At 67.1% G+C, this 20,482-nt stretch carries 22 protein-coding genes and 1 tRNA gene; 13 read left to right on the top strand and 10 right to left on the bottom strand.

The features are described from left to right. Nucleotides 1-74: 74 nt before the first annotated feature. Entirely contained in the window at nt 75-1,733 is a 1,659-nt protein-coding gene (locus C447_RS05225; RefSeq protein ID WP_007691592.1) for a hydroxysqualene dehydroxylase, read from the top strand. Between the two features lie 6 nt (nt 1,734-1,739). Here C447_RS05225 and C447_RS05220 read toward each other — a convergent pair whose 3' ends face one another. Both C447_RS05220 and C447_RS05215 read right to left on the bottom strand, forming a co-directional pair. Then, the gene (locus C447_RS05220) at nt 1,740-2,387 is read right to left on the bottom strand and encodes a DsbA family oxidoreductase (RefSeq protein ID WP_007691591.1); all 648 of its coding nucleotides are present in this window, start codon (nt 2,385-2,387) and stop codon (nt 1,740-1,742) included. 38 nt (nt 2,388-2,425) lie between these two features. Next, the gene (locus C447_RS05215) at nt 2,426-3,016 is read right to left on the bottom strand and encodes a 50S ribosomal protein L15e (protein WP_007691590.1); all 591 of its coding nucleotides are present in this window, start codon (nt 3,014-3,016) and stop codon (nt 2,426-2,428) included. A 323-nt stretch (nt 3,017-3,339) separates the two neighbouring features. On the opposite strand from C447_RS05215, the gene C447_RS05210 reads away from it, so the two are divergent. The 6 genes from C447_RS05210 (at nt 3,340) to katG (ending at nt 9,631) form a co-directional block, all read left to right on the top strand. After that, nucleotides 3,340-3,546, top strand: a complete 207-nt coding sequence (locus C447_RS05210) for a DUF1328 family protein (protein ID WP_007691589.1) — start codon at nt 3,340-3,342, stop codon at nt 3,544-3,546. 43 nt (nt 3,547-3,589) lie between these two features. Beyond that, entirely contained in the window at nt 3,590-3,760 is a 171-nt protein-coding gene (locus C447_RS18070) for a hypothetical protein (protein ID WP_007691587.1), read from the top strand. Further along, nucleotides 3,733-4,719, top strand: a complete 987-nt coding sequence (gene corA, locus C447_RS05205) for a magnesium/cobalt transporter CorA (protein ID WP_007691585.1) — start codon at nt 3,733-3,735, stop codon at nt 4,717-4,719. The genes C447_RS18070 and corA overlap by 28 nt, the downstream gene beginning before the upstream one ends. Nucleotides 4,720-4,818: 99 nt before the next feature. Continuing rightward, complete coding sequence (locus C447_RS05200) at nt 4,819-6,192, top strand: UDP-N-acetyl glucosamine 2-epimerase (RefSeq protein ID WP_007691581.1); 1,374 nt, start codon at nt 4,819-4,821, stop codon at nt 6,190-6,192. A gap of 89 nt (nt 6,193-6,281) precedes the next feature. Beyond that, nucleotides 6,282-7,349 carry a Gfo/Idh/MocA family protein gene (locus C447_RS05195; RefSeq protein ID WP_007691579.1) on the top strand — a complete coding sequence of 356 codons (1,068 nt, stop codon included), beginning with the start codon at nt 6,282-6,284 and terminating at the stop codon, nt 7,347-7,349. 137 nt (nt 7,350-7,486) lie between these two features. Continuing rightward, nucleotides 7,487-9,631 (top strand): catalase/peroxidase HPI, encoded by a 2,145-nt coding sequence (katG, locus tag C447_RS05190; RefSeq protein ID WP_007691578.1) that lies wholly within the window; start codon nt 7,487-7,489, stop codon nt 9,629-9,631. A gap of 364 nt (nt 9,632-9,995) precedes the next feature. Here the strand turns inward: katG and C447_RS05185 are convergent, their stop codons facing one another. Continuing rightward, nucleotides 9,996-10,910, bottom strand: coding sequence for a serine/threonine-protein kinase RIO2 (locus C447_RS05185; protein WP_007691576.1), 915 nt, complete (start codon nt 10,908-10,910; stop codon nt 9,996-9,998). 685 nt (nt 10,911-11,595) lie between these two features. Between C447_RS05185 and C447_RS05180 the strand changes: the two genes are divergently transcribed. Then, the gene (locus C447_RS05180) at nt 11,596-12,408 is read left to right on the top strand and encodes a lipoate--protein ligase family protein (protein ID WP_007691574.1); all 813 of its coding nucleotides are present in this window, start codon (nt 11,596-11,598) and stop codon (nt 12,406-12,408) included. Between the two features lie 44 nt (nt 12,409-12,452). Then, on the top strand, nt 12,453-13,271 hold the full coding sequence (locus C447_RS05175; RefSeq protein ID WP_007691572.1) for a deoxyribonuclease IV: 819 nt from the start codon (nt 12,453-12,455) through the stop codon (nt 13,269-13,271). A gap of 30 nt (nt 13,272-13,301) precedes the next feature. Here C447_RS05175 and C447_RS05170 read toward each other — a convergent pair whose 3' ends face one another. Further along, complete coding sequence (locus C447_RS05170) at nt 13,302-13,565, bottom strand: hypothetical protein (protein WP_237713424.1); 264 nt, start codon at nt 13,563-13,565, stop codon at nt 13,302-13,304. A 102-nt stretch (nt 13,566-13,667) separates the two neighbouring features. On the opposite strand from C447_RS05170, the gene C447_RS05165 reads away from it, so the two are divergent. After that, a complete protein-coding gene (locus C447_RS05165) occupies nt 13,668-14,702 on the top strand; it encodes a guanosine monophosphate reductase (RefSeq protein ID WP_007691569.1) in 1,035 nt (344 codons plus the stop codon). Here the strand turns inward: C447_RS05165 and C447_RS05160 are convergent. Together C447_RS05160 and C447_RS05155 are read right to left on the bottom strand one after the other, a co-directional pair. Beyond that, a complete protein-coding gene (locus C447_RS05160; protein ID WP_007691568.1) occupies nt 14,699-15,352 on the bottom strand; it encodes a DUF7095 family protein in 654 nt (217 codons plus the stop codon). The genes C447_RS05165 and C447_RS05160 overlap by 4 nt on opposite strands. 355 nt (nt 15,353-15,707) lie before the next feature. Then, nucleotides 15,708-16,067: a cupin domain-containing protein gene (locus C447_RS05155; RefSeq protein WP_007691566.1), complete on the bottom strand. Its 360-nt coding sequence runs from the start codon at nt 16,065-16,067 to the stop codon at nt 15,708-15,710. Between the two features lie 82 nt (nt 16,068-16,149). On the opposite strand from C447_RS05155, the gene ncsA reads away from it, so the two are divergent. After that, on the top strand, nt 16,150-17,112 hold the full coding sequence (ncsA, locus tag C447_RS05150) for a tRNA 2-thiolation protein NcsA (protein WP_007691564.1): 963 nt from the start codon (nt 16,150-16,152) through the stop codon (nt 17,110-17,112). Between the two features lie 4 nt (nt 17,113-17,116). Here ncsA and C447_RS05145 read toward each other — a convergent pair whose 3' ends face one another. The 4 genes from C447_RS05145 to C447_RS05130 form a co-directional block, all read right to left on the bottom strand. Next, nucleotides 17,117-17,488 (bottom strand): VOC family protein, encoded by a 372-nt coding sequence (locus C447_RS05145; protein WP_007691562.1) that lies wholly within the window; start codon nt 17,486-17,488, stop codon nt 17,117-17,119. Nucleotides 17,489-17,707: 219 nt separating this feature from the next. Continuing rightward, entirely contained in the window at nt 17,708-18,853 is a 1,146-nt protein-coding gene (gene ftsZ / locus C447_RS05140; RefSeq protein ID WP_007691560.1) for a cell division protein FtsZ, read from the bottom strand. Between the two features lie 2 nt (nt 18,854-18,855). Then, complete coding sequence (locus C447_RS05135; RefSeq protein WP_029601858.1) at nt 18,856-19,029, bottom strand: ribbon-helix-helix domain-containing protein; 174 nt, start codon at nt 19,027-19,029, stop codon at nt 18,856-18,858. 196 nt (nt 19,030-19,225) lie between these two features. Further along, nucleotides 19,226-19,750, bottom strand: coding sequence for a double zinc ribbon domain-containing protein (locus tag C447_RS05130; RefSeq protein ID WP_007691555.1), 525 nt, complete (start codon nt 19,748-19,750; stop codon nt 19,226-19,228). A gap of 107 nt (nt 19,751-19,857) precedes the next feature. Here C447_RS05130 and C447_RS05125 point away from each other — a divergent pair. Together C447_RS05125 and C447_RS05120 are read left to right on the top strand one after the other, a co-directional pair. Then, nucleotides 19,858-19,931, top strand: a tRNA-Tyr gene (locus C447_RS05125). Nucleotides 19,932-20,120: 189 nt separating this feature from the next. Further along, on the top strand, nt 20,121-20,471 hold the full coding sequence (locus C447_RS05120) for a DUF5789 family protein (RefSeq protein WP_007691554.1): 351 nt from the start codon (nt 20,121-20,123) through the stop codon (nt 20,469-20,471). Nucleotides 20,472-20,482: the final 11 nt, after the last annotated feature.

Genomic DNA, 20,482 nt, shown 5'->3' with positions numbered 1-20,482 from the left:
GACAGCGGTTCCGGAAGCTGCCACCCACAGCACAACGTATTATCCGCCGGAGGACCTACGACGACCATTCAATCATGAGCGAGGGAGCGACACCGACGGTGGCGGTTCTCGGCGGGGGTATCGGCGGTCTGAGTGCGGCCCAGGAGCTCGGCGAGCGCGGCTTCGACGTCGCGGTCTACGAGGCCAACGACCGCTTCGGCGGCAAGGCCCGGAGCGTACCCGCGGCGTTCGATGACGGCCCCACCCTCCCGGGAGAGCACGGGTTCCGTTTCTTCCCCGGATTCTACTGGCACGTCACGGACACGATGGCCCGGATCCCGGACGGCGACGGTTCGGTGGCCGACAACCTGGTGGCGACCTCCGAGACCCTCATCGGCTCCGTGACGGACGACGAGGTCGTCTCTTCGACGCGAACGCCGCGTACGCCGGACGAGTGGGTTCGACAGTTGAAACCCGGGATCGCCGGCGACGGGGTCTCGGGGGCCGAGGCGGGTTTCTTCCTCGAACGCCTCCTCGTGGTGGCCACGAGCTGTCGGGAACGGGTCGAGGAGGAGTTCGAGGCCGTGACGTGGTGGGAGTTCATCGACGCCGACGACTTCTCCGAGGGCTACCGGCGGAACCTCGGCCGGAGCACGCAGCTCCTGGTCGCGCTCGACCCGAAACGTGCGAGCGCACGCACCGTGAGCAAGATCTACATCCAGCTGCTGCGGGGGGCGCTCGACCCGTCGCTCGACGCCGAGCGCATCCTGTCCGGCCCCACCAGCGAGGCCTGGATCGACCCCTGGACCGACTACCTCGACTCGCTCGGGGTGGCACTCCACCCCGGCCACCGGCTCACCCACATCGGGTGCGACGGCCGGCGAGTCACCGGCGCGACCGTCGAGGCCGACGGCGAGGAGCACGAGGTCGAGGCCGACTACTACGTCGCGGCGCTCCCGGTGGAGGTCATGGCGAACCTGGTCACCGACGACTTAGTTCGGGGCGCGCCGTCGCTCGCGGGGATCGAGCAGCTCGACACCGCGTGGATGAACGGCATCCAGTTCTTCCTCCGCGAGGACGTCCCGCTGGCGCACGGCCACCAGATCTACCCCGACTCGCCGTGGGCGCTGACCTCGATCTCCCAACAGCAGTTCTGGGACGACTACGACCTCCGCGAGCGCACCGACGGCGCAGTGGGCGGCGTGCTCTCGGTCATCGTCTCGGACTGGAACACGCCGGGCACGGTCCACGACAAACCCGCGACGGAGTGCAGCCCGGAGGAGGTCCGCGAGGAGGTCTGGGCCCAGCTCACCGCCCACCTCGACGGCGAGCGCCAGGGGTTGACCGAGGAGAACGTCTACGACTGGGCGCTCGACCCCGCGCTCAGCCCCACGGATGGAGGGATGACGAACGAGGAGCCCCTGCTCGTGAACACGGTCGGGTCGCTCCACCACCGTCCCGAGGCCGACACCGAGATCGAGAACCTGACCCTCGCCGCCGACTACGTCCACACCAACACCGACCTGGCCTGTATGGAGGGCGCGAACGAGGCCGCCCGCCGGGCGACCAACGCGATCGTCGCGCGCTCCGGGCTCCGCGCCGACCCCTGTGAGGTCCACGACCTCACCGAACCCAAACTGTTCGAGCCGCTGAAACGCCAGGACCAGGTGCGCTACCGGTTCGGGCTCCCCCATCCCGGCGAGGCCAGAAAGAACGCCTCACGACTGGTGCGACGGCTCCGTCCGCGGGTTTGATCGTTCTCAGCTCTCGACCAGCCGTCGGAGGTGTTCCGGCGGGACCGCGCCGCGGGCGGCGTAGCCGTCGTAGGCGAACGTCGGCACACCCGTAACGCCGACCTGCTGGGCTTCGGCGAAGCGCTCTTCGAGGGCGCTCTCGCGTTCGGCGTCGTCGAGCGCGGCACGGAGGTCGTCGGTCGGAATATCGAGGTCATCGGCGAGGTCGGCCAGGACATCAGGATCGCCGATGTCGCGCTCGTCCTGCCAGAGCGCGTCGAACACGGCTTCGTGAAACGCCTCGAACTGCTCGGGATGGCGCTCGCGAACGAACAGCGCGGCCTGCTGGGCGGGTTTCGAGTCGACGTCCGTCGCGAGCGAGTGCGACATCTCGACGTCGTACTCCTCCTGGAGGCGTTCGACGTTCTCGCGCGCCTGGGCGTAGTAGTCGTCGTCCTTGCCGTCGTCGGCGTCGGTGTCGATCTCGCCGTCCGGGCCGCGCTTTCCGGACCGAAGGTCGAACGGGTGCCACTCGACGTCGAGGGGTTCGTCGCGCCCGCTCCGGTACTGTTCCAGCGAAGCCTCCCCCAGATAACAGAACGGACAGACGTAGTCCGCGTACATCGTGAGCGTTTCGCTGGCGTCGCTTTCGGTGGTCGTAGCGTCGTGACTCATCGTCGGAGAAACGCGCTCGCGACCGAAAAGGGGTCGGCTTACTTGCCGCGGCCGCGGTCGCTGTTGATGCTCGGGCGGGTGTGCTCCGCGCCCTTGCCCTTCTCGCCGAGGCCACGGCCCTGCGTGCCGGCGCTGGTGAGGCCGCGGAACGCCCGGCCGCGGTGGGAGTCGTCACAGATCCACGAGAGGTCGTCGTCGTTCTCGATGGCGGGGTGTTCGGGGTCGACGAGGATCACCTCGAACCACTTCTGCGAGCCGTCCTGGCCCACGGGGTAGGAGTTCAGCACGCGGAGGTTGCGGAACTTCCGGCTGGCGCGCTCCTCGCCGATGCGCTGGATGGACTTCCGGCGCGTGACGCGGTTGACGCCCTGGCGCTTGGTTCGACGGCCCGCGGTGTGGCGCTGTTTGCGCGCCGTACCCTTGCGGACCGCGACCCGCGCGAGGACGATCCCCTGTTTGGCCTTGTAGCCGAGCGAGCGCGCCCGGTCGAGCCGCGTCGGGCGCTCGATCCGCTCGATCGCGCCCTCCTGACGCCACTCCTGGAGGCGTCGCCACTGGAGTTCGGCCTGCATCTCGTTCTCCGGGTCGTGCCACGCGTCGCCGATGTGTGAATAGAAGCTTCGTGCCATGATGTGCCTCCGGGCGTTGGTGGTTCAGCCGTGCGGTCCCGACCGCACAGGCCACATTCCATCCTGTCGTGCGCGCTGCACCGAACAGGTGCCCGCCGGTGCCCGTCGCCCGCGAGTTGGCCTCCCTTCGGCGATCGCGCTGTTAAGGCCTTCGGAACCACGAGGCGCGTGCGAGAGGGTGCCGAACGACGCCCGTAGTACTTAAACGACCGTCGGGTGCAAGCCGTATCCCCAACACCGGAACGGGTGTCGGAGCCAGTGATGTTCACGAAATCGACAGCCCGCGACCGCATCGTACCGCGAACGCCTCGGGAGGACGACCGATGACCGCCGCGCTCACGGCGTTCACCGCGCTGCCGCTCCAGACCGGCTCGATCGCGTATCTCGCGGTGGTGTTCATCGTGCTCGCCATCATCGCCTACGTCGCCGGTGCGCAGGGTATCGCTGGCCTCACCGCCGAGATCGCCCGGATCCTCATCATCGTCTTCGTGATCCTCGCGATCCTCTCGGTGGTTCTGAACTTCATCTGAGGCCACACCAAATCTTTTCGAGGGTGGGGCCGTCGGCGGCAACATGAACCGGGTGTTGAGTGCCGGAGTCGTGCTCGTAGCTCTGGGGCTGACGGGCTACATTGTCGGCGTCTTCGCCCCGTATCCAGGGCGAGCGCTCTCGATCACGGGCGTCATGGCGGGCGTCACGCTCTCGGTCATCGGGCTGTGGGGCGCGCCGGAGGCCACGCCGTGATCACCGCGATGAGCGCCACGGCCGCCGGCGTCACCGAACGCGACGGGATCGAGGACGTCCGCGCGGCCGACGGGACGACCTGGGTCCGAGCGACCGATACGAGCCCCGACGAACGCCGGCGACTCCGCGAGGCGTTCGACATCGACCCGCTCGCGACCGACGACGTGATCGACACGGTGCGACCGAAGACCGAGGAGTACCCCGACTACACGTTCGTGTTGTTCAAGACCGCCCGGCTCGCGGCCGGTGACACCGCCTTCCGCGACGAGGTCGAGACCACGCCCGTCGGGCTCTTCGTCGGCCCCGACTGGCTGGTCACGCTCTCGGTGACGCCCATCGAGGCCGTCGAGCGGGTCTGGGGGATGGTCCACGACGGCCGGCTCGACGACGACACCGGCGCGGACCGCATCGCCTACCGGGTCATCGACGGGATGGTCGAGGGCTACTTCGACGTCCTCGACGAGCTCGAAGACGGGATCGAGACCATCGAGGAACGGGTGGTCACGACCACCGACCCCGAGGTGCTCGAATCGATCAACGAGATCCGGCGCGAACTCCTCTCGTTTCGGCGGCTGCTCTGGCCCTCCCGCGAGGCGGTCGGCGTGCTCGCCCGCGGCGACGCCGCCGGGATCCGCGCCGAATCGGAGAAGTACTACCGCGACGTCTACGACCACCTCGTCCAGCTGGTCGAGCTCACCGTCACCTATCGTGACCTCGCATCGGGCGCGCGCGACATCTACCTCAACACCCTCTCGCAGTCGACCAACGAGGTGATGAAAACCCTCACGGTGGTGGCCACGGTCGTGCTGCCGCTCACGCTCGTGACGGGCCTCTACGGCATGAACTTCGAGACCATGCCCGAGCTCGCGTGGCCGCTGGCCTACCCCGCCGTCCTCCTCGGGATGGTCGTCGTCGCGGTGATCCTCGTGGCCTACTTCAAACGGGAACGCTACATCTGAGACGCCGACCGGCTCGCGGTCGTCCGCACCAGGGCGAACCAACCCGCCGCGGGACGCAACACCAACAGTTACAATCCCCGACGGAGCAGTGTCGAAGCAATGACCGAGATCACGGTGTACGACGACCGGCTCGCCGACCAGGTGGCGGGCGAGGGGTTCGCGGTGGCGGTCGTGACCGCGACCAAACCCGATTTCTACAAGCAGGCACCCGTCGTCACGGCGGCGCGTCGCCAGGGGCTCCCGTGTTTCGTCCTCCACACCGGCCAGCACCACGACGACCTCCTCGGCCACGGCCTCGCGGAGTACGGCATCGCCGACAGCGTCGCGGTCGACCTCGGCATCCGGGGCGGGCTCTCGGAGAAGACCGCCCAGCTCACGAGCCGCATCGCGAGCTTCGCCGACCACCTCGACGAGCACTACCCCGAGACCACCGTGCTGCCCATCGTCCACGGCGACACCCTCGCTGCCGGTATCGTCCCCCAGGCGTGGGCGTTCGCCACCAACCAGTTCGTCGCCCACAACGAGGCCGGGCTCCGGGGGATGTCGCCCTCCGTCGCGAACCACACGGATCCCGAGACGTTCATCGACGACCAGTGGAACGGCGAGTGGTCGCTCAATCGCACCGAACCGTTCCCCGAGCAGTACGACACCTTCGTCGGCTCGGCGGCCTCGGTCTATCACTTCGCACCGACCGAACTCAACCGCGAGCACCTCGTGCGCGAGGGCTATCCCGAGGCGGTCGACGGCACACCGCGAATCCCCGTCGTCGGGAACTCCGTGGTCGACGCTATCGAGATGAAAGTCGACGAGGACCTGGAGGAGTCGGTCTTCGACGTCTACCCCGCTCTGGAGGAGCGCGACGACTGGATCCGGGTCGACATCCACCGCCGGGCGAACCTCCTCCCCGACCGCTTCCGGGCGATCGTCAAGTGCGTGATCCGGCTCGTGGAGGCGGGCTACAACGTCAACCTCGTCGAGCTCACCGCCACGAAGCGCGCGCTCGAGAACTACGGCCTCCGTGATCGGATCCTCGACCTCGACGAGGAGCACGACAACTTCCTCTTCACGGGCCTCTGGAAGAAACACGCCCACGTCTACGAGTTCCTCCGCTCCGGCCAGTGTTTCGCCGAACTCACGGACTCGGGGAGCATGCAGGAGGAGCTGAACCACATCGACGAGGCGGTCTGTCTCACCGCGCGCTACAACACCGACCGGCCGGAGACGGTCTTCGACGCGGGCACGAACCTCCTCGTGCCGCCGACCACGGGCGAGGCGATGTTCGACCTCGTGGAGTACGTCCACGGGACCGAGTCGGTGCGCGACCGGCTCCGGACGGGCGAGTCGATCTACGGCGCGAACGTCGGCGAGACCATCGTCGAGTTCCTCGACGACCGCCGCGACGACGCCCCGTTCGAGTGGGCGCACGAGCGCCTCGGCTTCGACGGCGACGAGCAGGGCTTCGAGTACCTCTAAGTGGTCGAAACCGAGGTCGTCCCCGGACGAGGAACGACGTCGACCGGAGGACGAGCCATTTATCCCCGCCTGCCGTGGTGAGGTGAACGATGGAGACGGCAGACACACCACGGATCGGTATCATCGGCCTCGGGAGCTGGGGGTCGTACCACGCGACCCGGCTGACCGAGGGCGACGCGACGCTCGCCGGCGGGGTCGACATCGACGCGGCGGCGCGCGAACGCTTCGAGACGAGTTTCGACCGCCCGACCTACGGGAGCCTCGACGAACTGGTCGATGCGGGGGTCGACGGGGTCGTCGTCACGACGCCGAACCGCTACCACGAGGAGTACGCGATAGCGGCGTTCGAGACCGGACTGGACGTGCTGCTCGAAAAGCCGCTCGCCCACAGCCTCGACAGCGCCGAGCGCATCGTCGACGCTGCCGAGGACGCACCCGGAACCTGCATGGTGGGGTTCAAGAACCGCTTCCTGCCGGCCGTCGAGGTGATCAAGGGCTACCAGGATCAGGGCCGGTTCGGGGAGACCAAACACGTCGAGGCGAACTACGTCCGTCGGCGTGGCGTCCCCGGCCGCGGGTCGTGGTTCACCCGGAAGGACGCCGCGGGCGGGGGCTCGCTCGTCGACATCGGCGTGCACGCCATCGACCTCGCGCTCTACTTCCTGGATTTCCCCGAGGTCGAGACCGTGCTCGGCCAAACCCGGAGCCAGTTCGGCGGTCGTGAGGACTACACCTACCTCGACATGTGGGGCGAGGACGCCGGCCCGGGGGCCTTCGACGTCGACGACTCCACGTCGGCCATGTTGACCTGTGCGGACGGGCGAACGATCGCGCTCGAATGCGCGTGGGCGGCCGACCGCGAACCGACCGACGAGTTCGTGGTCCAGGGAACCGACGCCGGGGCGACGCTCGACCGCGGCAACGGGGCGCTCACGATCCACGAGGCCCACGACGTCGGCGCGCCGCACTTCGTCAACGCCGAGGTCGAAACCCGCGACGTGGACCCCATCGCGGCCGAACAGCGCGCCTTCGCGACGGCGATCGAGACCGGGACACCCCCGAAGCGCAACACCCCCGAGCAGGCGCTGGCCGTCCAGCGGGTGCTCGACGCTATCCAGCGCTCCAGCGACGCCGGCGAAGCGGTCTCCGTCGAGTGAACGGGGAGACGACCGGAGACGGGATCGGCACCGAGGGAAAACGTGGATGGGGACAATCGACAAATCGCTTCGCTCATAGCGAAACTTCGTTGTCGATTTAGGCAAGCTTAAGTTTCGAAAGCGGTAACCTCCCGGTGATGAATCGAACCAACGATGACTGGTGGCCGGACCGGCTGAAGCTAGATGTACTCGACAACAACGCCCGTCCCGGCGACCCGGTGGACGAGGAGTTCGACTACGCCGAGGCGTTCGCGGAGCTCGACCTCGACGAGCTGAAGGCGGACATCGAGGAGACGCTGACCACCTCGCAAGACTGGTGGCCGGCCGACTACGGCCACTACGGCCCGCTGATGATCCGGATGGCGTGGCACAGCGCCGGTACCTATCGATCGACCGACGGTCGCGGCGGCGCGAACCGCGCCGGCCAGCGCTTCGCACCCCTGAACAGCTGGCCCGACAACGCGAACCTCGACAAGGCGCGACGCCTGCTCTGGCCGGTCAAGGAGAAGTACGGTCGGAGCCTCTCGTGGGCCGACCTGATCGTCCTGACCGGGAACGTCGCGCTCGAATCGATGGGCTTCGAGACCTACGGCTTCGGCGGCGGCCGCGAGGACGCCTTCATGCCCGACGAGGCCGTCGACTGGGGGCCCGAAGACGAGATGGAGGTGACCGACCCCGCACGCTTCGACGAGGAGGGCGACCTCAAGGACCCGCTCGCCAACTCCGTCATGGGGCTCATCTACGTCAACCCCGAGGGGCCGTACGGCGAGCCGGACCTCGAAGGCTCGGCACACAACATCCGACAGACGTTCACCAAGATGGCGATGACCGACGAGGAGACCGTCGCGCTGATCGCCGGCGGCCACACGTTCGGGAAGGTCCACGGTGCCGACGACCCGAGCCACCTCGGGCCCGAGCCCGAGGCCGCCGACCTCGAAGAACAGGGGCTCGGCTGGACGAGCGATTTCGAGTCCGGCCGCGGCCAGGACACGATCACCGGCGGCATCGAGGGCCCGTGGAACAGCGCCCCGACCCGGTGGGACATGGGCTACATCGACAACCTGCTCGACGCCGAGTGGGAGGCCCACAAGGGCCCCGGCGGTGCCTGGCAGTGGCGGCCCGAAGACGAGGAGCTGGAGGGTTCGGTGCCGGACGCCCACGATCAGTCGGAGACGGTCGACCCGATGATGCTCACGACCGACGTGGCGCTGAAACACGACGACGACTACCGTGAGGTCCTCGAACGGTTCCAGGAGGACCCCGAGCTGTTCCAGGAGTCGTTCGCGAAGGCCTGGTACAAACTGATCCACCGCGACATGGGCCCGCCGATCCGGATGGTCGGCGAGGAAGTGCCCGACGAGGAGATGCTCTGGCAGGACCCGATCCCCGAGGCCGACTACGAGGTCGTCGACGAGGACGCGATCGAGACGCTGGCGGGGGAGATCCGCGAGTCCGACCTCTCGATCCCCCAGCTCGTCAGAACCGCGTGGGCGGCGGCGTCGACCTATCGCGACAGCGACAGGCGCGGCGGGGCGAACGGGGCTCGGATCCGGCTCCGACCCCAGCGCGACTGGGCGGTCAACAACCCCGAGGAACTGACGACCGTGCTCGACACCCTCGAGGAGATCCGCACGGAGTTCAACGAATCGCGCTCGGACGGGACGGCGGTCTCGCTCGCCGACCTCGTGGTTCTGGGCGGCAACGTGGCCGTCGAGGACGCGGCGGCCGAAGCCGGCCACGAGGTCCACGTGCCGTTCGAACCGGGTCGGACGGACGCCTCGCAGGAACAGACCGACGTCGAGTCATTCGAGGCGCTCAAGCCGAAGGCCGACGGCTTCCGGAACTACCGCTCGGACGAGGCTACCGACCCGGCCGAGGAGCTGTTGGTCGACAAGTCCGACCTCCTCGACCTGACCGCACCCGAGATGACGGTGCTGGTCGGCGGGATGCGGGCGCTGGACGCCAACTACGACGGCTCCGACCTCGGCGTCTTCACCGAGCAGCCGGGGACGCTCACCAACGACTTCTTCGCGACCCTGCTCGGCATGGACGCGGAGTGGGAGTCGGCTTCCGAGGACGACTACCGCTTCGAGGCCTACGACCGCGACACCGGCGAGCTCGTTCGGGAGGGCACCCGCGTGGACCTCGTCTTCGGGTCGAACGCCCGGCTCCGCGCCATCGCGGAGGTCTACGGGGCCGACGACGGCGAGGAGAAGTTCGTCGAGGACTTCGTCGACGCCTGGCACAAAGTGATGACCCACGACCGCTTCGACCTCGAATAGGTCGGCCGACGGCGGTCGGCGGTCCCGATCCGCTCGGCTTCGAATCGATCCGACGATGACGCATTTCCGTTGAACTGGGCTTTCGACCGGAGCCTGATGGCTTGTTCTCGAACAGCGGAAACTGTGGGCGAACCGTTCACCACTATTCTGTATCGTCGTATGAAGTTTACCGTGGTCGATCGAGCCCAAGTAGTGACCTCACAAGACACTTACCCGGAGTCGGAAGACGGTCGGCGATGGCTCCCACCGATTCGATAGTTTCTTTACTGAAATCGAGACCGTGGACACGCGAGTTCGGGTTTCTCGCCCCGCCGCTGGTCGTGAAGGTCGAGGGCCGGGGCGATTCGATATCGGAGCCCGTGGTTCAGCGGGGAGCGTGGTCCGAGAGCGAGTCGAAGCGACCGTCGGCGAGCGCCCTGGCGATCCCGGTCGGATCGAGCGCGTCCGGGGTCCGGCGCGGGTACTTCCGCTCGAAGTAGCCAAGGAGGTTCTCGACGTCGCGGACGAGCAGGTCGTCGGCGTTCGGGTGGTCGGTCGGAACCGCCTGCGGCCAGTCGAAGACGGTGATACCCTCGTTCGAAACCGCGACGTTGTACTCGCTCATGTCGGCGTGGACGTAGCCCGCGGCGTAGGCGGACTGCATCTCCCGGAGCACGAGCTCACAGACCCCGATGACCTGGTCGTCGGTGAGCGCGGCCTGTGAGAGTTCGACGCCGTCGAGCTTCCCCATCACTACCGCGTGGCGGTTCTGGTCGACCGGTCGCGGAACCGAGACGTCGGGATAGAGGGCTTCGAGCGCGCCGTACTCGCGCTCGGCGGCCTTCCGGGCGGTGTACATCCACGAGACGTGGTCGTTGTCCGAGGTGTAATCGCGTTCGCGCATCACCTCCCGGAAGTTCGTATAGCCCTCGCGGTGGAACTTGAGCGCGAACGAGGTGTACGAGGAGACCTCGTAGACGTCGCTCTCCTTGCCGACGCCGAGGGGCGCGCCGACGCCCTCGATGGTGCCGCGCTCGGCGAAGGTGTGGAGCGCGAGCGCGTCGTAGCCCTCGAAGGTGAGTTTGTAGCCCTCGTACTGGATCGTCCGGCGTTCGAGCAACCCTCGATCGGCACACCGGTCGAGCCGGTAGTCGACGTTCTCGGGCGTGAGATCCGAGAAGTCGGCGAGCTTGCCTCGGTTCACCCACTCGCTAAAGCGCATCCCCTGCTCGACGCCCGAGAGGAGGTAGAAGTCCTCGGGTTCGAGCGCCGCCATCTCGCTCGCGACGTTCTGGACCATTGCGCGCCGTACGCCGTTCGTGGGTAAAAACGCCGCGTGCCACCGCCAATAAATCGTATATTGGGATACAAAATTCGGTTTCCGTCCGCCGATGCGGGAGCGGGCGGTTGCGGTGCTGTGGCGGTAGTGCTGTTGGCGCGCGGGAGCGCCGAAGGCGCGACCCGTGCGAGGTCTGCGCGAGCAACGCGAGTGCAGGCTCGTCAGAGCTTTGCTCTGTGGTGGATGAGCGAAACGAGCGGAGCGAGTGAAGCGAATCGGTTGGGGAGGGCGTGGTGTGCAGTGGTAGTTGTCGTGATTGTACCGCGAGTGAGCCATCGGCGAACGAGCGGTCTTTTTAGTCCAGGTTTTTGCGAGGAGGGGTTTGCGAACGGAGTGAGCAAATCCGACGAGTAAAAAAGTGGGAGCTGAACCGGTTGGGGAGGGTGTGGCCGTCGTGGGGCAGTAGCGGAAACGGTGCGGTTTCTCAGTTGTGACGGGATTAGTAATCGCGCTCGTTTCGCTGGCGGATCGAATCTTGTAGTCGCGCTCGTGTCACTGGTTACATTCCCTTCACAGACAAATTAGAGCACACAGAACTCGATGGTGGTTCGCGGACGCGTTCGAGGACCTCATACTCACCCGGAGGACGACGACTCAGAGGTCACGAAACACGAATCGCTTTGTCGGATCGGTCCCTGAACCGGGCATGACCGATCTCGAAGGCCGGGAGTGGCGGCTCATCCCCGAAGACACCAGAAGCGGGCCGCTGAACATGGCGCTCGACGAGGTCGCCGCCGAGACCGCCGCGGAGGGCGGGCCACGTACCCTCAGAGTCTACCGGTGGGAGCCCGCGACGCTCTCGTTGGGTTATCATCAGGACCCGAGTACCGTCGACTGGGACTTTTGCGAGCGCGAGGGGATCTCGGTGACGCGGCGGCCCACCGGCGGCGGCGGCATCTATCACGATACCCGGGGTGACATCTCCTACTCGATCGTCGCGCCGGCCGACGAACTCCCCGGCGACCTGATGGAGACCTACGAACGTCTCTGTGAACCCTTGTTCGACGGGCTGGATAGGTTAGAAGTCGAGGCGGGGTTCGTCGAGGCCGAACGCCCGGCGATCTTCGAACCCGCGTGTTACCTCCGGGGGCTCCACCCCGCGCACGACGTGGTGGCGGGCGACGGCCGAAAGTTGAGCGGGAACGCCCAGTACCGCCGGCGCGACAGCGTGATCCAGCACGGTTCGGTGCTCTTCTCGGACGTCGTCGAGACCCACCTCGACTGTTTCGTCGACTCACCTGGCCCCGAGGCGTTCCGCGAGCGCGTGACGAACCTCCGCGAACAGCGCGACCTCGATCGGGAGCGGGCGGTCGAGGCGTTCGAGGACGCACTCGGGGAGTGGGCCGATGCGGAGGCGGGCGGGTGGACCGACGACGAGCTCGCGCGCGCCCGTACGCGTGTGGAGGAGAAGTACGATTCCCCGGCGTGGAACCGCGACCGGACGGACCCGACGGCCTGAGAGCGGATCGGGTGGCTCTTTGTGGCCGCGGTCGACGCCTGGGTATGCACGTAGGCGCACACGTCTCGGTCGCCGGCGGCGTCGACAACGCCATCGAGCGCCAGGTCGACGTCGGCGGGAACTGCGGCCAGATATTCACGGCCTCGCCCCAGGTCTGGGCCGGGCCGAGTTTCGACGACGAGGAGGCCGCCGCGTTTCGCGACTCGGACCTCGGCCCGTGGGTCATCCACGCCTCCTACCTCGTGAACCTCGCGACCCCGAAAGAGGACCTCCGCGAGAAGTCCGTCGCGAGCCTCCAGGACGAGTGCGACGCCGCGGAACGATTGGGGATCGAGTTCGTCAACGTCCACCTCGGCGCGCACACCGGTGCGGGCGTCGACGGTGGACTCACGAACGCCGGGGAGGCCATCAACGAACTCGACGTCCCCGACGGGGTCACCCTGCTGGTCGAGAGCGACGCCGGCAGCGGCACCAAACTCGGCGGCGAGTTCGACCACCTCGCGACGGTCCGCGAGCGGACTGACGAGGACATCGAGTTCTGTCTCGACACCGCCCACGCCTTCGCCGCGGGCTACGACTTCTCGACGCCCGAGGGGGTCGCCGAGTCCCTCGGTGAGTTCGAGGACGTCGTCGGGCTCGACTCGCTGCGCTGTGTCCACCTCAACGACTCGAAACACGCCTGCGGTACCCACAAGGACGAACACGCCCACGTCGGCGAGGGCGAGATCGGTACCGACGGCATGCGGGCGGTCGTCAACCACGACGCGCTCGCCGACGTGCCGCTCGTGCTCGAAACCCCGACCGAGGACGGCAAGAGCTACGCCTGGAACATCGAGCGCGTCAAGGAGTTCCGCGAGGAGTGAGACCGTCCGGGACAGGGGCGGGTTCGCCGGTCAGTCGTCCTCCTCCTCGCCACCCCCACCGTTCCCGCTCTCACCGCCACCGTCTTCACCTTCACCGCCACCGCCTCCACCACCGTCTTCGTTCTCCCCACCGCCCCCGCCGCCGTCTTCACCTTCGCCGCCGCCACCGCCGCCGTCCTCGCCTTCGCCGCCGAGGCTCGAACAGCCGGCGAGGCCGACCGCGAGAACGCCGCCGGCCATCGCGAGGACGCGCCGCCGGTGATACCGTTCGGTTTCGTCGGTCTTTCGGGTCATCACCGGGCGAACGAAGAGCGACACCCTAAGCGTTCCTCTCGCGCCCACCGATCGGAAACGAAGGTTGATACGGGTCGCCTCACTACCCGGGGAAGGTTACGTATGGAGGTACGGGACGGAGTGAGCTACGACGACGTGTTGGTTGTGCCGAAACGCTCGGCGGTCGACCACCGGGGGGACGTGGACCTCGGAACCCATCTCGCGCCGGGACTCACGCTCGAGAGCCCGGTCCTCGGCGCGGCGATGGACACCGTGACGGAGGCCGAGACGGCCATCGCGCTGTCGAGACTCGGCGGGCTGGGGGTGGTCCATCGGTTCCTGCCGGTCGACGACCAGGCCACCGAGGTCGAGCGGGTCGTCACGGCGGGCGAGCGGGCGGGCGGTGCGGTCGGCATCGAGGAGGACTACGTCGAGCGGGCGGGCGCGCTGGTCGCAGCCGGCGCGGCGTGCGTCGTCGTCGACGTCGCCCACGGCCACATGGAGCGGTGTCTCGACGCGGTGGCCGCGATCCGCGAGGAACTCCCCGACACGGTGCTCGTGGCGGGTAACGTCGCCACCGCGGCGGGCGTCGCGGATCTCGCGGCCGCGGGCGCGGACTGCGTGAAGGTGGGGGTTGGTCCGGGCTCGCACTGCACCACGCGGGAGGTCGCGGGCGCGGGGGTGCCACAGCTCACCGCGGTCGACGACTGTGCCGACGCCGCCGCGGACTGTGGAGTCACGACGGTCGCCGACGGCGGGGTCACGAAATCCGCCGACGCGGTGAAGGCGTTGTTGGCGGGTGCGGACGCGGTGATGGTCGGCGGACTGCTCGCCGGGACCGCCGAAGCTCCGGGGGACGTCGTCGAACGCGACGGCGAGCGCTACAAGCGCTCGCGCGGGATGGCCTCGGCCGAGGCCGGTGCGGAACGGACCGACAAGGAGGGCGCGGTCGACGCCGCCGAGGGGGTCGCCGGGCTGACGCCCTATCGGGGTTCGGTCGCGGACGTAGTCGGAGAGCTCGAAGCGGGCATCCGGTCGGGGCTCTCCTACTGCGGCGGGGCCGACCTCGACGCCGCGCGCGAGAAAAGCGAGTTCGTCAGGAACTCCGCGGGCGCGCAGGCGAGAGCGGGTTCCCACGGCGGCGTCCGCGAGCGCTAGACCACGTCGCCGCGAACGGTGAGACCGTCCTGGTTCTCCCGATAGGATCGCACTGCGTTCGCCGCCCGCTCGGATTCGGGTCCCTCCATCCCGATCATCGCGAAGGCGTCGGCGAGCGTGGGGAAGACGTACTCCCCAGTGCCGAGTTTCTCGAAGGCCTCCTCGGAGCGCCGACCGTCGAGCCAGCAACAGACCCCGCGCGGGTCGAGGAGTTCCTCGTAGTTCCCGTGGGCCATCGCGCCCTGGAGGCGCTGGGTCACGTTGTCGTCGAAGCTCGCGTTGCAGACTTCGAGGTGGATGGGTTCGTCTTTTCCTACCAGATGGGCCGCGAGACACTTCTCGGGGGCGGCGTAGCCGTTCGCGCTCGCGCGGATGTGTTCCGGGTGTTCGTCCGCCCACTCCGCGCTCACGGTCTTGCCGATCCCCTCCACGCCGTGAGAGTCGAGAAACTCCGATTCGCGCTCGCCTTCGCCGTGAAAGAGGAGGTCCTTCGTGAGGTAGACGTCGAGGCGGGAGATGGGGTCGAGACCGAGCGCGAGGTCGCCGTAGACCCATATCTCGCGCACCGGAACGGGCATCGGCTCCGACTCGACCGTCGAGACCAGGCGCTCGACCCGCTCGACGGCTTCCGCGCGTGTGAATCCGGTCATGGAACAGCTACTTCCCCGCCGTGGAAAACGGTTTCCGCGATGACCGGGCGGATGCGGAGGCGGTGCGGTCGCGGTGCAGTGCTGTCGGCGCGCGCTCGCGGTCGTGTGCGAACGGATGTGAGCACGCGACCGCGGACACTGTGCGAGGGATGAGCGAAACGAGCGGAGCGAGTGAAGCGAATCGGTTGGGGAGGGTGTGGCCGTCGCGGGGCGGTGGCGGTTCCCAGTTGCATCGGGATTAGAAATCGCACTCGATCGACCGACTGATTCGGAGTTCTCAGAATCGCACTCAGCCGGCTGGCTGATCGAGAAGTCTAGATATCGCGTTCGTTCAGACTTGTATCAAAGCCAGAACCTACTCTAGTTCCTCGACTTCGACGGTCCGCTCGGTCTCCCGGTTCCCCGTATTCTTGGTTTCGACGGGTTCGAACAGCAGGATCTCGGCCTCGCGTTCCGCCACCGGCCGATGCGCCACACCTGCTGGAATCGTCACGAACTCGCCCGCTTCCAGAACCACGTCCTCGTCCGCGTCGAGTTCGAGGCGAACCGTCCCCGAGCGCACCATGAACAGTTCGTCGACCGAGTGGTGATGCCGGTCGAACTCGCCCTCGACCGTCGCGAGTTTGAGGCCGTGGTCGTTGACCGCGTCCGCGAGCCGCGGCGACCACTGCTCGCCGAACGAGTCGAACGCCGCGTCGAGGTTCGTCTTCTCCATGGGTGGTGAAGGCCGCTCGACGGGAAGTAGGGGTCGATTCGGGAGGCGAAACCGTGAAACGCCGGAGTGGGTAATCGAGCGCATGAACTGTACGAAGTGCGACCGGGAGGCCGTGCTCCACGCCGAATACTCCGGGGCGCACCTCTGTGAACACCACCTCCGCGAATCCGTCGAGTCGCGGCTCCGCCGGCGGATCCGCAAGGACGGCCTCATCGGCCCCGAGGCGAGTCCAGAAGACCCCGAGACCTGGCTCATCGGGCTCTCGGGCGGCAAGGACAGCGTCGTGCTGACCTCTATCCTCGCCGAGACGTTCACGGAGGACCCCCGGATCGAACTCGTCGCGTTGACGATCCACGAGGGGATCGAGGGCTACCGCGACGAGAGCCTCGACGCCGCCAGCGAGCTCGCCAGTGAGTTGAACATCCGCCACGAGGTCGTGAGCTACGCCGACGAGTTCGACCTCGAGATGGACGACGTGGCCGAGACGGACCCCGAGAACATGGCCCCCTGTGCCTACTGCGGGGTGTTCCGGCGCGACCTCCTCTCCGACTACGCCGACCGATTCGGGGCCGACAAACTCCTCACCGGCCACAATTTGGACGACGAAGCCCAGACCGCCCTGATGAACTTCTTCGAGGGCGACGTCGCCCAGATGGCGAAACACTTCGACGCCAGCCTCGGGCCGTTCGACGAGCGCACCGACTCCACCGATTTCGTCCCGCGGGCGAAACCCCTCCGGGACGTCCCCGAAAAGGAGGTCGCGCTCTACGCTCACCTCGCCGAGCTACCCGTGCACATGGCCGAGTGTCCCCACTCTAGCGAGGCCTACCGGAAGGAGATCCAGGAACTCCTGTTGAAAATGGAGGCCCAGCATCCCGGAACGCGACACTCGGTGATGGCGGGCTACGAGGAGCTCGCCGAGCTCGCCGCCCGCGCCTACCGCGAGAACAGTCCGGACCTCGGCGAGTGCGAGCGGTGCGGCGCGGCCACCACCCGCGACCTCTGTCGGACCTGCCAGCTCACCGAGGCCGTCCACGCCGCCTGACCGTTCAGTCCTCGTACTCGATACACTCGATCCGGTTGCCGAACGGGTCGCGAAACGAGAACCGCTCCCGACCGGGGATCGGCGGTTCGGTCCGAGTCTCGATACCCTCGTCTTCGAGCCGGTCGCGTATCGGTTCGAGGTCGTCCACGACGAAGGCAGGGTGGCGGCGCGAACGCTCCGTCCCGGCTTCGGGCCCGAGGTGGATCTCGACCCCGCCGTCCCCGAACCAGAAGCTGTCGGTTCCGTCGAGCGAGTCGGGCTTGTCGAGCGCGTCGAACCCGAGGACCTCGGTGTAGAACCTCGTCGCCCGCCCCCTCGCGTCCTCGCCCTCCGGAACACACAACTGGACGTGGTCGACGCCCTGCCAATCGGTCATACGCGGGTGCTCTCCCCGCACGAGAATACGACTGTCGGTCGGCTCCGCTCCCAACGAGACCGACGTCGAGCGTGTAGTACACGGACCGATGGCCGAACCTATCACGTTGTTTTATCGAGAACGTTCGGGTGCAAACACGGTACTGAATCGGGATGGAAAATAGAAGGAAAATTATATGTAATGTTTCGAGTGCGTGGAGGGCACTCCGGTCAGCGGGACCTATCGGATGACGTCGAGGCCGTTGTGCTGTTCACCGCGGTCGTCGCCCCCGGTCGACGACTCCGCCCCGGAAAGCGAACTCTCGTCGTCGAGCGCCGCCCGCGAGCGGTCGGCCTGCTGTTGGGTGTCGGGGCCGAGGACCTGGGCACTCTGGACGCCGGTCATGATCGCCATCACGCGGACCTTGCCCTTGTACTCCTCCCGAATGCGGGATCCCCAGATCACGTTCGCGCTGGGGTCGAGGCGGTCGGTGATGCGCTCGGCGATCTCCTCGGCCTCCTTCAGGGTGAGGTCGGGGCCACCGGTGATGTGGACCAGGCCACCCGATGCGCCCTGGTAGTCCACGTCGAGGAGGGGGTGGCTCATCGCGTCCTTCACGACCTCCTCGGTCTTGTTCTTGTCCTGGGTCTCGCCGACCAGCATCACCGCGACGCCGCCCTGGTCCATGATCGAGGTCATGTCGGCGTAGTCGAGGTTGATCAGCGAGGGCTGGGTGATGGTCTCGGCGATCCCCTTCACGGTCTCGGCGATCAGCTGGTCCATCACCGAGAACGCCTTGCCGACCGGGAGGTTGGGGACGTAATCCAGCAGCCGGTTGTTGTCGAGGACGATGATCGAGTCGGCCTCGTTACGGAGCTCTTCGAGGCCCTCCTCGGCCTTGACGGTTCTCGCGCGCTCGACGTTGAACGGCGTCGAGACCATCCCGACGACGATCGCGCCCTCGTCGGCCGCGATCCGCGCGACGACGGGGGCCGCACCGGTACCCGTGCCGCCACCCATGCCCGCCGTGACGAACACCAGATCCGCACCCGCGAGCACGTCCTTCAGGGTGCCACGGGCCATCTCGGTGGCGCGCTCGCCCATCTCGGGGTCGCCACCAGCGCCGAGCCCCTGGGTGAGGCTCTTGCCGACCAACACTCGTGTGTCGGCCTGGATCATCTGGAGGTGCTGTTTGTCGGTGTTGACCGCGATGGTCTCGGCACCCTCGACACCGATGTTGTAGAGCCGGTTGACGGTGTTGTTGCCCGCGCCGCCACAGCCGACCACCACGATCCGGGGGTCGCCGAACTCATCGAGTTCGGTCTCGTCCCGGCGCTGTTTCTCCTTCTCGGCGTTCTCGAGCGCGGACTCGACGATATCCTGCATCGTCAGGCCCTCGCGAACGGGCGCTCGGCCCGTCGCTCGCTCTGGTTCTCCTCGGCGACCATCCGGCGCACCGCCGCCCGGATGGCCTCGCTTCGGTTCGGATACTCACCGAGTTCGACCATCTGTTCGACCTCTTCTATCTGTTGCTTCGGGATCCGTAGTGTCACACGCTCCATTGGTTTCTCCTGTGGGGACGCGTCTTACAGGCCGGAACCGCTCTACGGAACCGGGGGTCGTCTCCATCGACCCGACTGTAAGACGGTCGTCTTACGCAATCGTATGCAATCGTCGCCGGTGTAATAAATCTACCGAAAGGCGTAAGACAGTCACGAGGATCGGCTGCAAACGCCGTATACGAGTCGTTTTCGGTGTTTACGGTCCGTCGAGAACGTCGGCTGCGGGCGTCCGACGACCGCAGCTCGGGCAGAACGCCCAGTCGGATCGGAGTTCGTCACCGCAGTCACAGAACACTCGATGGCTCGCCTTCTCCCCACAGTTCGGGCAGTAGACGACCTCTGAGCTGAGTTCCTCGCCACACTGACCGCAGGTTTTACGCTCGTTCGACGTCGTTTGCGCGTCCGGGGCGGGCGTCTTACGCGCGTCCGTGTTTCGGTCGTCCGTCTCGTCGGCTTCGACCGCACTACCGTCGAGTGTGATGTTTACGTTGATATCCTGGGGTTGGGACGACGTAAACGCCCCCGTCATCCGGTCGTCGACGATGGCTTCGACCCGTTCGGCCACGAGGGTATCGAGGCTGTCGGCGGTGTCGGACACGGTGGGTTCGTTCCGCGCGAGATAGGTCCGGAGGGCCTCGCGCATCGCCTCGCTCTTCGAGGCGTCGAGGGTTTCGAGCTCCTCGATGAGCTCGTCGTCCGCGCGGAACGTGATCTTGCTCATCCGTTTTCCGAGGGGACGACACCCGGCTACTTCAATCTTCCCGGCCGTCACACGCGTCCGACACGAACAGAAATTCTTAAACCCGACGACCGGGGTAGTATCGGTAACCGCTCTTAGCTCAGTTTGGCAGAGCAGTCGACTGTAGATCGACTTGTCCCCCGTTCAAATCGGGGAGAGCGGATTTGCTTGCAAATCCGGTCGACACGATCTGAGCAGCGAGCAACGCGGAGCGTTGCGAGTGAGTTCAAATCGGGGAGAGCGGACTTCCTTCGTCACGAACGTCCGGTCGGGAGCATCGTCCGACACCGCTGTCGGACGGGGTTGCGTGCGCCGGTGATGGATTTTTTCGTCCGACTCTCCTAAGAGGGGTATGCCGAACGACAACTCCGACATGAGCGACGCACGCGACCGCCAGCGAAACCGGGCCGAGCACGTCGAGAACATCCTCGACGAGGTCGAGGCCGACGTCCGCGACCGGAAGTACCCCGTGGGGAGCGAGGACCTCGCGACCGAGTACGCCGACCAGCCGATCGACATGCCGAACGAGACCGAGTCGATGGGCGACGTCTTCCGCCGGCTCGACGACGAGTACGACACCCCCGAGGGGGTCCGCGAGGCGCTCCACGGCGAACTCACCGGCGAGGCGGGCGGTCGTGGCGAGTACAACGACGAACGCGACCTCACGGCGCTCGACGACGCGGAGGACACCGACACCGTATAGACCGGCGTGTG

Source organism: Halococcus hamelinensis 100A6 (assembly GCF_000336675.1).
In the GTDB taxonomy this organism is placed as follows: Archaea; Halobacteriota; Halobacteria; order Halobacteriales; family Halococcaceae; genus Halococcus; species Halococcus hamelinensis.
Note: the sequence above shows the minus strand (reverse complement) of the source record. Positions and strands in the feature narration are given on the sequence as shown.

Excerpts from the sequence above, each read along its gene's own strand:
- C447_RS05200 (WP_007691581.1), top strand. The coding sequence starts at position 4,819 with ATGACCGAGATCACGGTGTACGACGACCGGCTCGCCGACCAGGTGGCG.
- C447_RS05120 (WP_007691554.1), top strand. The coding sequence starts at position 20,121 with ATGCCGAACGACAACTCCGACATGAGCGACGCACGCGACCGCCAGCGA.
- C447_RS05165 (WP_007691569.1), top strand. The coding sequence starts at position 13,668 with ATGGAGGTACGGGACGGAGTGAGCTACGACGACGTGTTGGTTGTGCCG.
- C447_RS05185 (WP_007691576.1), bottom strand. The coding sequence starts at position 10,910 with ATGGTCCAGAACGTCGCGAGCGAGATGGCGGCGCTCGAACCCGAGGAC.
- C447_RS05130 (WP_007691555.1), bottom strand. The coding sequence starts at position 19,750 with ATGAGCAAGATCACGTTCCGCGCGGACGACGAGCTCATCGAGGAGCTC.
- ftsZ (WP_007691560.1), bottom strand. The coding sequence starts at position 18,853 with ATGCAGGATATCGTCGAGTCCGCGCTCGAGAACGCCGAGAAGGAGAAA.
- C447_RS05175 (WP_007691572.1), top strand. The coding sequence starts at position 12,453 with ATGCACGTAGGCGCACACGTCTCGGTCGCCGGCGGCGTCGACAACGCC.
- C447_RS05225 (WP_007691592.1), top strand. The coding sequence starts at position 75 with ATGAGCGAGGGAGCGACACCGACGGTGGCGGTTCTCGGCGGGGGTATC.
- C447_RS05195 (WP_007691579.1), top strand. The coding sequence starts at position 6,282 with ATGGAGACGGCAGACACACCACGGATCGGTATCATCGGCCTCGGGAGC.
- C447_RS05135 (WP_029601858.1), bottom strand. The coding sequence starts at position 19,029 with ATGGAGCGTGTGACACTACGGATCCCGAAGCAACAGATAGAAGAGGTC.
- C447_RS05180 (WP_007691574.1), top strand. The coding sequence starts at position 11,596 with ATGACCGATCTCGAAGGCCGGGAGTGGCGGCTCATCCCCGAAGACACC.
- C447_RS05145 (WP_007691562.1), bottom strand. The coding sequence starts at position 17,488 with ATGACCGATTGGCAGGGCGTCGACCACGTCCAGTTGTGTGTTCCGGAG.
- C447_RS05210 (WP_007691589.1), top strand. The coding sequence starts at position 3,340 with ATGACCGCCGCGCTCACGGCGTTCACCGCGCTGCCGCTCCAGACCGGC.
- katG (WP_007691578.1), top strand. The coding sequence starts at position 7,487 with ATGAATCGAACCAACGATGACTGGTGGCCGGACCGGCTGAAGCTAGAT.
- C447_RS05160 (WP_007691568.1), bottom strand. The coding sequence starts at position 15,352 with ATGACCGGATTCACACGCGCGGAAGCCGTCGAGCGGGTCGAGCGCCTG.
- ncsA (WP_007691564.1), top strand. The coding sequence starts at position 16,150 with ATGAACTGTACGAAGTGCGACCGGGAGGCCGTGCTCCACGCCGAATAC.
- C447_RS18070 (WP_007691587.1), top strand. The coding sequence starts at position 3,590 with ATGAACCGGGTGTTGAGTGCCGGAGTCGTGCTCGTAGCTCTGGGGCTG.
- C447_RS05215 (WP_007691590.1), bottom strand. The coding sequence starts at position 3,016 with ATGGCACGAAGCTTCTATTCACACATCGGCGACGCGTGGCACGACCCG.
- C447_RS05155 (WP_007691566.1), bottom strand. The coding sequence starts at position 16,067 with ATGGAGAAGACGAACCTCGACGCGGCGTTCGACTCGTTCGGCGAGCAG.
- C447_RS05170 (WP_237713424.1), bottom strand. The coding sequence starts at position 13,565 with ATGACCCGAAAGACCGACGAAACCGAACGGTATCACCGGCGGCGCGTC.
- C447_RS05220 (WP_007691591.1), bottom strand. The coding sequence starts at position 2,387 with ATGAGTCACGACGCTACGACCACCGAAAGCGACGCCAGCGAAACGCTC.